Here is a 10787-nt window from a genome sequence, read left to right on the forward strand (position 1 = left end):
AGCGAACGCACCGGCGCCCGGCACCGTGCTGCCGTCCCACTACGTGCGGTGCTTCGCCTGCGGTGACCAGTCCGCCCACGGACTGCACCTACGGGTCGACGCCGATGCCGGCCTCGCGCTGTGCGCGACGTTCGAGGTGACCGAGCATCATCAGGGAGCGCCGGGCCTCGCCCATGGTGGCTTGCTCAGCTGCGCCCTCGACGAGGCGTTGGGTGCGCTCGGGCATCTGACCCGGACCAGCCTGGTGACCGGCCGGCTGGAGACGGACTTCCTGCGGCCGGTACCCGTGGGCACCGTCCTGCACCTGAGGGCGCGGGTCGAGGGCGTGCTCGGCCGGCGGGTCTACGCCAGTGGCGAGGGACGATTGAACAGCCCTACCGGACGGGTCGCGGTCCGGGCCCGAGGGCTGTTCGTCGAAGTGCCCCTGGAGCACTTTGTCACCCATGCCCGGGCCGAGGACATCCAGGCGATCGAGCAGGATCCGGACCTGATCCGGCTGCGCGAACATCAGACCATTTCCTGATCTTCGAATCTCCTGGTCTTCGAATCTCGGAATCTCGGAATCCGCTCACGGGCGGGACTCGTTTGCTCGCCGTGATTCGACCGCACGAACCGTCACATCTCCGTCACAGATCCGTCACAGATGTAGCTGGCACGGTGGGCGTGGCCTCCGGGTCTGTCGGGATGCTCCATCGACCGTTGCCTCGGCCACTGCGTCGGAACGTTCGGAGCGGCGGTCGGCCCCGGCGGCCAACCCTCGCCGGCTGTCGGTCGGCTCGCGGCGGAAAGCTCGGCGGAAAGGAGGGCGCGGTGCCGGCGATGTCGCTGCGCTCTGGCGATCCGGAGCGGATCGCCCGGTTCACGCTCACCGCGCGGCTCGGCTCCGGTGGTATGGGAGTCGTCTACCTCGGCATCGACGACGAGACCGGAGGGCCGGTCGCCCTCAAGGTGATCCGGTCGGACTTCACGGCCGATCCCGAGTTCCGCAGCCGGTTCCGTCGCGAGGTCGCGGCCGCCCGGGCGGTCGACGGTGCCTGCACCGCGAGGCTGGTCGATGCCGATCCCGACGCCGAGGATCCGTGGATGGCAACCGAGCACATCCACGGCCAAAGCCTCGCCGAGGCGATCGCCGACCGGGGTGCGCTGACCATGCCGGTCGTCATGGCGCTGGCGACCGGGCTCGCCGAGGCCCTGAAGGCCATCCACGACGCCGGCATCGTCCATCGGGACCTGAAACCGGGCAACGTGATCCTCAGCGAGGACGGCCCGAAAGTGATCGACTTCGGCATCGCGGCGGCGGTCGACGCGACGGCCGCGACCAGGACGGGGGTGTTGCTGGGCAGCCCGGGTTACATGGCCCCGGAGCAGGTCACCGGACGCGGCGAGATCGGCCCGCCGGCGGACGTCTTCGCCTGGGGCCTGACGGTACTGTTCGCCGCGTCGGGGCGACCCCCCTTCGGGACCGGCCGGCCCGACGCGCTGCTGTACCGGGTGGTCCACGACGAGGCCGACACCGGGGATGTTCCGCTGGCCCTGCGCCCAGCGGTCCGCGCGGCGTTGCTCAAGGAGCCTATGGCCCGGCCGAGCGCCCACGCGTTGCTGCGCGTGCTGATCGGGTCTACTGGCGACCCGGAGCGCGAGACACGCCGGATACTGCGGGACGCCTGGCTCGCCCCACCGGTGACGACCCGCATGAGGAGCCTTCTGCCGGCCGCGGAGGAGGATACCCATGACGCCAAGACGCAGATTCGCCTCGATGCGCCGGAGAGCGCCGGCGCGTGGGTGCGAGTGGGCGACGGTGCGGGGACAAACGGTGCGGGGACAGCGGGCCGGGCGCCACGCGGGACCGGTGATCCGGCGGGGGACCCCGGGCAGGCTGGCGAGCTTCGGCAGGTCGGCGAGTCCGGGCAGGTCGGCGGGTCCGCGCTCGGCGAGGATGACGATCAGGCCGGTGGCCGGCCGGCTGACGGTGATCATGATGCGGCCGCTTCCGCCGGGGCAGCTCCCGCCGGGGCGAAGCGGCCCCTGTCCGGCCGGCGGGCCCGTGCCCGGCGTCACCCGCGCCGGACCGCGGGTCTGGCTGCCCTGGCCGCGACACTCGCGGGCCTGGCCGCCCTGAGCGCCTCCGAGGCCGCCGGCGACCTCGGTCCGCAGGCCCCCGGGACGGCCGCCAGTTCCCAGGCGACGGCCGGGGAACCGGGGCCCGGCCCGCACGGCGTGCCACTCACCCCGTCGTCGCGTGACGACGTCCCGGCCCGATCGGGACATACTCCTGGGCCACCGGGGCTCCCCGCGCCCTCACCCTCTGTCATCGTTCCTCCTGCCGGCCTGTCGTCGGGGCGGCCGATCCCCGGATTCCGGGGCACGGTCGGCCAGCTCATGCAGGCCAAGGCGTTCACCGGCTTCGTCGCCGCCCACGACACCCAGATCGTCTTCCTCGACATCTCCACCCTCGCCGAGGGTAACGAAGGGGCCTTCTACCCCGGACCGGACTTTGGGGGGGACAACCGGCCCAACTTCACCCTCTTCGACGCGTGCGGGGCGCTCGGGCCGGGGGAGCCGCCCGGCTTCGAGCCGGGGAAGGAGTGCTTCGGGAGCACGTACCGCCTTGCCGAGATGGCGCACAGCGGTGCTTCCTTCGGCTACGTGCAGGGTTCCTACCGGCTGCGTGGTTATTTCTGGGTCGACCTGGTACCCGGAATGCACCAGGGATTCGTGAACATCAATCTGCGGGCCGTCGACGCCCGGGATCTTCCGCGTTGACGGACCGGTGGTGTTCCGCCGGGTTGGGCCTATTTTTCAGGAAAAAACTAAATAAGGAAGGTTTGTGCATCCGGTGCAGGTCGGGTGCCCGCGGTGTTTGTACGGCCGGGTTCATGGAGACGAAGAGGAGGCAGACTCACGCTCTGGGGGTGCCCGGTGTTCCAAATTCTCTGGATCGTTCTGGCCGGTCTGGTGATCGGTCTTCTGGCCCGTCTGATCGTCCGGGGTCGGCAGAACATCCCACTCTGGCTGACGGTCGGGTTCGGCATCATCGGCGCGCTGGTGGGTAACGTGATCGCGAGCGCGCTCGGCGTGCGCCACACCGGCGGCTTCGACTGGATCCGGCACATCCTGCAGGTTGGTGTCGCGGTCGCGCTGGTCGCGATCGTCTCCCCGATGTGGGCGGCGCGTCGTGGGCAGAGCACCGGCACCCGGCGCACTGCGGGCCGACCCTAGCCCGGTGTGCGCACCGGGCGGTGATGCGGGGAAGCGGCCGGTCAGCGGCCGCGGCTCACCCAGTCGTCGTAGTCGACACCCTCCTCACCGATGGTCGTGTCGTCGCCGTGACCGGTGTGCACGACGGTGTGCGCGGGCAGGGTGAGCAGCCTGGTACGGATCGAGGCCAGGATGGTCGGGAAGTCGGAGTAGGACCGCCCGGTCGCCCCGGGACCCCCGCGGAAGAGTGTGTCGCCGCTGAACAGGACCGGGTCGCCGTTGATCTCCCCGAACAGGCAGATCCCGCCGGGAGAGTGGCCCGGGGTGTGCAGGACGCGCAGCGCGCCACCTTCGGGCAGGCCGATGAGCTGTCCGTCCGCGAGCGCACGGTCGGGCGCCCGGTGCGGATAGATCGCCTTCCACAGCACCACGTCGGCGGGGTGCAGCGCGATGGGCGCCCGGACCAGGTCCGCGAGCTCCGCCGCCGCATTGATGTGGTCGTTATGACCGTGCGTAGCGATGATCGATGTGACCACGCGGGTGCCGATGGCCGCCGCGATCACCGACGGGTCGTGCGCGGCGTCGATGACCAGTACCTCGTCGTCGTTTCCCACGAGCCAGACGTTGTTGTCGACCGTGAACGACTGACCGTCGAGCGTGAAGTCGCCGCGCGTGATCACCCGATCCACCCGAAGCCCGGTATTGACGATCATTGCGTCCCCTCCTCGACCCGATCGGTCTGCCCGCTGCCCGCTGCGCGTGTCGCGGGTGCCGTCGGACGGCGGTGCACCCGGTGGGGTCGACCGTATCCGGCGGTTCCCGGCTCCGGATGGGCCCGCCGCCGACGAACCTCGCCACTAAACAAAGGTTCAGTGAACGATGGTTCAGTAGATGGCGGCCCGGTGAACGACGACTCAGAGGATGACGACGCTGCGCAACACGTCGCCGCGCTGCATCCGGGTGAACGCCTCCTCGACGTCGCCGATCCCGATGGTCTCGGTGACGAAGGCGTCGAGGTCGAGCCGGCCCCGGCGATAGAGGTCGATGAGGATCGGGAAGTCGCGGCTCGGCAGGCTGTCGCCGTACCAGGACGACGACAGGTGACCGCCGCGGCCGAGGACCTCGGCGAGCGGCAGCTCCACGGTCATCGCCGGGTCGGGTACACCCACCAGGACCAGCCGTCCCGCCAGGTCGCGGGCGTCGAAGGCCTGGCGGTAGGTCTCCGGGCGGCCCACCGCCTCAATGACCACATCGGCGCCGAAGCCGTCGGTGAGCGCCCGGATGGCCGCCACCGGATCGCCTGCCGTGGCATTCACGACATCGGTGGCACCGAAGTGTCGGGCCCAGGTGAGCTTCCGGTCGTCGACATCGACCGCGATGATCTTCCGTGCTCCCGCGATCGAGGCGCCGGCGATCGCCGCGTCGCCGACCCCGCCGCAGCCGATCACTGCCACCGTCTCACCCCGGGTGACCCTGCCGGTGTTCACGGCGGCACCGAAACCGGCCATCACCCCGCAGCCGATCAGCCCGGCCGCCTCTGGCCGGGCCGCGGGGTCCACCAGCACGCACTGGCCCGCGGCGACCAGGGTCAGCGGCGTGAACGCACCGATGCCCAGCGCCGGCGCCAGCGGCGTCCCGTCCGCCAGGGTCATCGAATTTCGCGCGTTGCGGGAGTCGAAGCAATACCAGGCCATGCCGCGCCGACAGGCCCGGCAGGTTCCGCAGGGGGCCCGCCAGGCCAGCACCACGTAGTCACCGGGGGCCAGACCCACCACGCCCTCGCCCACCGATTCGACGGTGCCGGCCGCCTCGTGCCCCAACAGGAACGGATAGTCGTCGTTGATCGCGCCCTCGCGGTAGTGCAGGTCGGTATGGCATACGCCGCAGGCGCGCACCCGTACCCGTGCCTCGCCCGGACCCGGATCTGGAACAACGATCTGCTCCAGCGAGACCGCGGCGCCCTTCTCCCGGGCCACCACCGCTTCCACCGTCTGCGCGCTCATCCCGGATCCCTTCTCCTCGAGTCTCCTCGAGCACTGGTCGGAGAGATGAATCCCTCGTCGAACCGGAGCGGTCACCCCGATGTCTGACTTTCCTACCTCCGTTGGTGGGCTCCGTCCAACACAGGTGGGGTCCGTCCAACACAGGTGGGGTCCGTCCAACGTGGTCACGCCGCTCATGGCGCGACACGCCGCTTTACGGCCACCCGGCGCCACCGAGAACGGGTCGGTGTCGGTACGCTCCTACCGGTCCGTTTCTGCTCTTTGTAGAAGGAGCAACCCCTCAGTGGTCCGTTTCACCGACACGTCGTCCGTCGCCTCACCGACCCGCCGCTTCTACGGGGAGGTGACGGTCGGTGATCCTCGCCTGTCCGAGGACGGGCGGCTCGAGGCCGGCGGTGAGAGTGTCGATGCGGGGGTGGGCGAGCCCGGGCCCACCGGGCGGCCGCTGCCGTCGTTTCCCGTCCCGCCCCCGCTGGCGTCGCACGGTCCTGCCTGGATCGTCGCGATGTGCAACCAGAAGGGCGGGGTCGGCAAGACCACCAGCACGATCAACCTGGGTGCCGCGCTCGCGGAGTACGGCCGGCGGGTACTCCTCGTCGACTTCGATCCTCAGGGTGCGCTGTCGGTCGGGCTCGGCGTCAACCCGATGCAGTTCGACCTGACGGTGCACGACCTCCTGCTGGGCGGGGACGCCGACGTCCGCGAGGTGATCGTCGAGACCCAGGTCGACGGGCTCGACCTGCTGCCGAGCAACATCGACCTGTCCGCCGCGGAGGTGCTGCTGGTCACCGAGGTCGGCCGCGAGCACAGCCTCGCCCGCGCGCTGGCGCCGATCCTCGACGAGTACGACGTCATCCTCGTCGACTGCCAGCCCTCGCTCGGCCTGCTGACCGTGAACGCGCTGACGGCGGCGGACGCCGTCATCGTCCCGCTGGAATGCGAGTACTTCGCGCTGCGGGGAGTGGCGCTGCTGTTGCAGACCATTGACAAGGTGCGCGAGCGGCTCAACTCACGCCTGGAGCTCGCCGGTATTCTGGCGACCATGTACGACGCCCGCACCCTGCATGCCCGGGAGGTGCTGGCCCGGGTCGTCGAACGGTTCCCGGACGAGGTGTTCCACACTGTGATCAACAGGACGGTTCGGTTCCCGGAGACCACGGTGGCCGGCGAGCCGATCACCACCTACGCCCCGACGTCGGTGGGGGCTGCTGGCTACCGGCGACTCGCCCGGGAACTGATGGTCCGGCACGACACGCCGCCGGCCGTCGGCTGAACCGAGACAACGGGGCGATCGGGGCGAAAAGGTAGCGACGTGCTGTTCCACCTTGCCGAACCCGCGGCGCTTCTCGGGATCCTCCTCGCCTTCCTCATCGGGATCTTCGCCCACGACGCCGCCCAGGTGCTCGTGGCCCGGCTAGTCCGTGACCCGACCCCGATGCGCTCGGGGTGGCTGACGACGGGCCTGAAGGACCGGCTCAGCCCGTTCAGCGGAGTCGCTGTCTTCGTCGTCGGCTACGGCTGGGCCGAGTCGGTGCCCATGAACGACGTGTGGCGGCGGCGCCGGTTCCACGTGGCCGCCGCCGTCCTGGCCGGACCGCTGGCGTATCTCCTGCTCGCCCTGGCAACCCTGGCGGTGTTCCAGCCGCTCGGCGAGCCGGGGCTGGTGCGGCTCGGTGACCGCGTCACCGAGGTGACGGTGCCGAACAGCTTCGGTGCCGAGCTCGCGTTGTGGATGGCCGTCACGTTCGGGTCGATGTTCATCGTCAGCCTGATCCCGGTCCCCCCGACAGACGCCGGGCGGCTGCTGTTCCTGCTCGGCCCGACCACGGCAGGCTGGCGCAAAGCCCGGTACCAGTTAGCCGAGCGCAACATCGGGTTGGGCATCCTGCTGGCGTTGTTGCTGCTGCCGGTGCTGTTCGTCGGATTCCCCTCGGTCATCGGCCAGCTCATCGGCCCGTTGCTGCGGGGACTCGCCTCGCTGATAGGCCTCAATCTGGGGTGATGATGATCACGCCGACGGCCGGGGCGTAGCGTGGCGCCATGACCCGGTCTCGAGCCGCTCCGGCCGACCAGGCCGACGGGAGGGCCGCCCCGCGTACCGGCGTGCCGACGGGTCGTGGTGGGCGCACGGAGACCTTCGTCGTCGAACTCGACAACTTCACCGGCCCCTTCGACCTGCTGCTCTCGCTCATCGCCAAGCATCGCCTCGACGTGACCGAGGTCGCGCTCTCCCAGGTCACCGACGAGTTTGTCGCGCACATCCGGCGGCTGGGGGACCAGTTCGACCTCGGCCAGGCCACCGAGTTCCTGGTGATCGCGGCGACCCTGCTCGACCTGAAGGCGGCCCGGCTGCTGCCGGGTGCCCTGTCCGAGGACGAGTCGGCGGACCTGGCCCTGCTGGAGGCCCGCGACCTGCTTTTCGCCCGGCTACTGCAGTACAAGGCGTACAAGGAGGCTGCGGCGCTCTTCGCCGGCCTCATGGCCCTGGAGGCGCGCCATACCCCCCGGGCGGTACCCCTGGAGCCCCGTTACGCCGCCGCGCTGCCGGAGGTCCAGATTGGCATCGGCCCGACGGAGCTCGTGGCGCTCGCGGCCCGGCTGCGTGAGCCGCTGCCGCCGCCGCTGGTCGCGACCGATCACGTGCACCTGCCCCGGATCAGCGTGCGGGAGCATATGCTCGCCGTCATCGCGATGCTGCGTGAGGTGGGCACCGCGACCTTCGGGATGCTGTGCGTCGGCTGCCGGCAGACCATCGAGGTGGTGGCCCGGTTCCTGGCGCTGCTGGAGCTCTTCCGCGAGGGCCGGATCTCCTTCGACCAGCAGGTCCCGCTCGGTGAGCTGACGGTGCGCTGGATCGCCCTGGATCCGGCGGTCGAGGCCGACGCCCCGCCGATCGGCCACGGGCTGTTCGGATCTGATCGGTACGGTGGGGACGCGGAGGAGGAGTCGCGGGAGGTGGCGTCGTGACTGGGACTGCCGGGGAGGCCCGGCCGCCGCTGGGTGCGTTGCTTGAGGCGGTCCTCATGGTCGCGGAGAAGCCGGTCGGCGTCGCGGAGCTCGCGACCGGCCTCGGCGCCCCGGCGCTGGAGGTCGAGCGGCTGCTCGCGCAGCTCGCCGAGCAGTATGCCCGCGACGGCTGCGGCTTCCGGCTGCGGCACACCGGTGGCGGCTGGCGCTTCTACACTGCGGACGAGTGCGCCCCCTGGGTCGAGCGCTTCGTGCTCGCCGGCCAATCGGCCCGGCTGTCGCAGGCTGCGCTGGAGACCATGGCCGTCGTCGCCTACCAGCAGCCGGTGAGCCGGGGGCGGATCTCGGCGGTGCGGGGTGTCTCCGCCGACGGAGTCATCCGCACCCTCACCGCCCGCGGCCTGGTCGAGGAGGTAGGGCACGATCTGGAGACCGGCGCGATCCTCTACGGCACCACCGACTACTTTCTCGAACGGATGGGGCTGCGCGGGCTCGACGAACTGCCGCCGCTCGCCCCCCTGCTGCCCGGTCTCGATGAGATTGATGACATTGTTACGTCATGAGCACCAGGTTCCCGTCATGAGTACCGGTGACCGCCCGGACGAGCCCCAGGACCAGGGCATCCGGCTGCAGAAGGTGCTGGCTGCCGCCGGGGTGGGCTCCCGCCGGCACAGCGAGGAGTTGATCGCTGCCGGTCGGGTCCGGGTGGATGGCACCGTGGTGCGCGAGCAGGGCCGCCGGGTCGATCCCGAAACCGCCCTCATCGAGGTCGACGGTGAGCGGATCGTCACCAGGGCGGGCCTGGTCCACTTGGCGTTGAACAAGCCGCGCGGGGTGCTCTCGGCGATGTCGGACGACCGGGGCCGGCCGACGATCGCGGATCTGCTCATGGAGTTCGGCGGCGGGCTGTTCCACGTCGGCCGGCTCGACGCCGACAGCGAGGGGCTGCTGCTCGTCACCAACGACGGGGAGCTCGCACACCGGCTCACCCATCCCTCGTTCGCCGTCCCCAAGACCTACCTCGTCGAGGTGTCCGGTCTGCTGCGCCGCGACGTCCTGCGCCAGCTGCGCGCGGAGGTCGAACTCGACGACGGCCCGGTGCGCGCGGACTCGGCGCGCGTCGTCGACAACGCGAACGGACGGGTGATGGTCGAGGTCGTTGTGCACGAAGGGCGCAAGCACGTCGTCCGCCGGATGATGGACGCCGTCGGCCACCCGGTACATCGGCTGGTGCGCACCCGGTTCGGGGCGGTGTCGCTGGGAACCCTGCGCGCTGGGCGGGCCCGTCACCTCACCCGTCACGAGATCGGCACCCTGTATCACCGCGTCGGTCTCTAGGCTCGAGGCTTTAGGCTCAAGGCCATGGTCGGGTCGGGATGGGATGTCGCATGCCTTCCGCGCCTGCGCCGGGTCGGGGTCGTCGGCACGGGCCTGATCGGGACCAGTATCGGTCTCGCGCTGTCGGCAAGGGGCATCGAGGTCCTGCTCCGCGACATGGACGAGGCACAGGTTGCGCTTGCCGAGAAGATGGGGGCCGGGCGGCCGTGGGCGGGGGAGCGGGTCGATCATGCGGTCGTCGCCACCCCGCTGCCGAGTGTCGCGGCCCAGGTACGCGCCCTGGCCCGCTCCGGCCTCGCGGACACGATCAGCGACGCCGGCAGCGTCAAGGTCCGACCGTTGGTCGAGGGAGTCCAGCTCGGCTGCGACCTCACGACGTGGTGCCCAGCCCACCCCATCGCCGGCCGGGAACGGCACGGGGCCGTCTCCGCCCGGGCGGACCTGTTCGCCGAGCGGGTCTGGGCGGTCTGTCCCGTCCCGCACACCGGGTCGGCCGCGGTGCACGCCACGGTGGCGCTGGCGTTCGCCTGCGGGGCCACGCCGGTGCGGACCACCCCGCAGCGTCACGACGCGGCGATGGCGTCGGTCTCCCACGTGCCCCAGATCGTCGCGAGCGCGCTCGCGGGGGTGCTCGTCGGGCTGCCGGAACGGGACGTGCCCTTCGTCGGGCAGGGGTTCCGCGACACCACCCGGCTCGCCGACAGCGACGCCGAGCTGTGGTCGGGGATCATCGAGGGTAACCGCGGCCCGATCGCCGAGCGGGTACGTTCCCTCGGCGCCCAGCTCACCGCGCTCGCCGGCGTCCTCGACACCGGTTCCGGTGACGAGGTCACCGCCGCGGTCTCCCGGCTCATGCGGTGCGGCCAGGCCGGCCGTGCGCTGCTTCCGCGCAAGCCCGGCGCCCCGGCGCAGTCCTGGGGCTGGGTGGGGGTCGTGCTCGATGACCGACCTGGCCAGCTCGCCGCGCTCGTCGGCTTCATCAGCCAGTGGCAGATCAACATCGAGGATGTCGGGCCCTTCGAGCACAGCCTCGACGCACCCGCCGGCATCGTCGAGCTCGCGGTGGACCCGACGGCCGCGGACGAGCTCGTCGACCGGTTGACGCTCAACGGCTGGACGACATACCGGCGATCCTGATGCGGTACCGAGTAGCCTGATCCGGGTTGCACATGTCGGCATCCGCGGGGGCGCGATCCGACAACTTTATTATGTGACCGAGACGACGGAATCGGGTGAAGCCCGACCACGGGTCTGCGCTGTCGGCAGGAAGCATGGTCACCG

Annotated in this window: 11 protein-coding genes; 9 read left to right on the plus strand and 2 right to left on the minus strand. The window is 70.8% G+C overall.

Features of this window, described 5'->3' with window-relative positions; translation table 11 throughout:
- Positions 1 to 25: 25 nt before the first annotated feature.
- The 3 genes from AC08OT_RS03915 (at position 26) to AC08OT_RS03925 (ending at position 3219) form a co-directional block, all read left to right on the plus strand.
- Positions 26 to 523, plus strand: coding sequence for a PaaI family thioesterase (locus tag AC08OT_RS03915; RefSeq protein ID WP_476602539.1), 498 nt, complete (start codon positions 26 to 28; stop codon positions 521 to 523).
- Between the two features lie 296 nt (positions 524 to 819).
- Positions 820 to 2763 carry a serine/threonine protein kinase gene (locus AC08OT_RS03920; RefSeq protein ID WP_476592415.1) on the plus strand — a complete coding sequence of 648 codons (1944 nt, stop codon included), beginning with the start codon at positions 820 to 822 and terminating at the stop codon, positions 2761 to 2763.
- Positions 2764 to 2919: 156 nt separating this feature from the next.
- Positions 2920 to 3219 carry a GlsB/YeaQ/YmgE family stress response membrane protein gene (locus AC08OT_RS03925; RefSeq protein ID WP_462186285.1) on the plus strand — a complete coding sequence of 100 codons (300 nt, stop codon included), beginning with the start codon at positions 2920 to 2922 and terminating at the stop codon, positions 3217 to 3219.
- Between the two features lie 41 nt (positions 3220 to 3260).
- Here the strand turns inward: AC08OT_RS03925 and AC08OT_RS03930 are convergent, their stop codons facing one another.
- On the minus strand, positions 3261 to 3911 hold the full coding sequence (locus AC08OT_RS03930; protein WP_476592405.1) for an MBL fold metallo-hydrolase: 651 nt from the start codon (positions 3909 to 3911) through the stop codon (positions 3261 to 3263).
- Positions 3912 to 4112: 201 nt separating this feature from the next.
- A complete protein-coding gene (locus AC08OT_RS03935) occupies positions 4113 to 5201 on the minus strand; it encodes an S-(hydroxymethyl)mycothiol dehydrogenase (protein ID WP_462186283.1) in 1089 nt (362 codons plus the stop codon).
- Between the two features lie 283 nt (positions 5202 to 5484).
- On the opposite strand from AC08OT_RS03935, the gene AC08OT_RS03940 reads away from it, so the two are divergent.
- The 6 genes from AC08OT_RS03940 to AC08OT_RS03965 are packed head-to-tail and all read left to right on the plus strand — an operon-like array spanning position 5485 to position 10643.
- Positions 5485 to 6474, plus strand: a complete 990-nt coding sequence (locus tag AC08OT_RS03940; RefSeq protein WP_476592406.1) for a ParA family protein — start codon at positions 5485 to 5487, stop codon at positions 6472 to 6474.
- 39 nt (positions 6475 to 6513) lie between these two features.
- Entirely contained in the window at positions 6514 to 7203 is a 690-nt protein-coding gene (locus tag AC08OT_RS03945; protein WP_476602540.1) for a zinc metalloprotease, read from the plus strand.
- Between the two features lie 38 nt (positions 7204 to 7241).
- Positions 7242 to 8168, plus strand: a complete 927-nt coding sequence (locus tag AC08OT_RS03950) for a segregation and condensation protein A (RefSeq protein WP_476592408.1) — start codon at positions 7242 to 7244, stop codon at positions 8166 to 8168.
- A complete protein-coding gene (scpB, locus tag AC08OT_RS03955; protein WP_476592409.1) occupies positions 8165 to 8731 on the plus strand; it encodes an SMC-Scp complex subunit ScpB in 567 nt (188 codons plus the stop codon). Before AC08OT_RS03950 ends, scpB begins: the two co-directional genes overlap by 4 nt.
- Before the next feature lie 16 nt (positions 8732 to 8747).
- Positions 8748 to 9506 carry a pseudouridine synthase gene (locus tag AC08OT_RS03960; protein ID WP_476592410.1) on the plus strand — a complete coding sequence of 253 codons (759 nt, stop codon included), beginning with the start codon at positions 8748 to 8750 and terminating at the stop codon, positions 9504 to 9506.
- Between the two features lie 24 nt (positions 9507 to 9530).
- Positions 9531 to 10643, plus strand: a complete 1113-nt coding sequence (locus AC08OT_RS03965; RefSeq protein WP_476592411.1) for a prephenate dehydrogenase — start codon at positions 9531 to 9533, stop codon at positions 10641 to 10643.
- Positions 10644 to 10787: the final 144 nt, after the last annotated feature.

It is taken from the genome of Frankia sp. CgJB1, from assembly GCF_977947065.1.

Excerpts from the sequence above, each read along its gene's own strand:
- AC08OT_RS03960 (WP_476592410.1), top strand. The coding sequence starts at position 8,748 with ATGAGTACCGGTGACCGCCCGGACGAGCCCCAGGACCAGGGCATCCGG.
- AC08OT_RS03920 (WP_476592415.1), top strand. The coding sequence starts at position 820 with ATGTCGCTGCGCTCTGGCGATCCGGAGCGGATCGCCCGGTTCACGCTC.
- AC08OT_RS03965 (WP_476592411.1), top strand. The coding sequence starts at position 9,531 with ATGGTCGGGTCGGGATGGGATGTCGCATGCCTTCCGCGCCTGCGCCGG.
- AC08OT_RS03930 (WP_476592405.1), bottom strand. The coding sequence starts at position 3,911 with ATGATCGTCAATACCGGGCTTCGGGTGGATCGGGTGATCACGCGCGGC.
- AC08OT_RS03950 (WP_476592408.1), top strand. The coding sequence starts at position 7,242 with ATGACCCGGTCTCGAGCCGCTCCGGCCGACCAGGCCGACGGGAGGGCC.
- AC08OT_RS03935 (WP_462186283.1), bottom strand. The coding sequence starts at position 5,201 with ATGAGCGCGCAGACGGTGGAAGCGGTGGTGGCCCGGGAGAAGGGCGCC.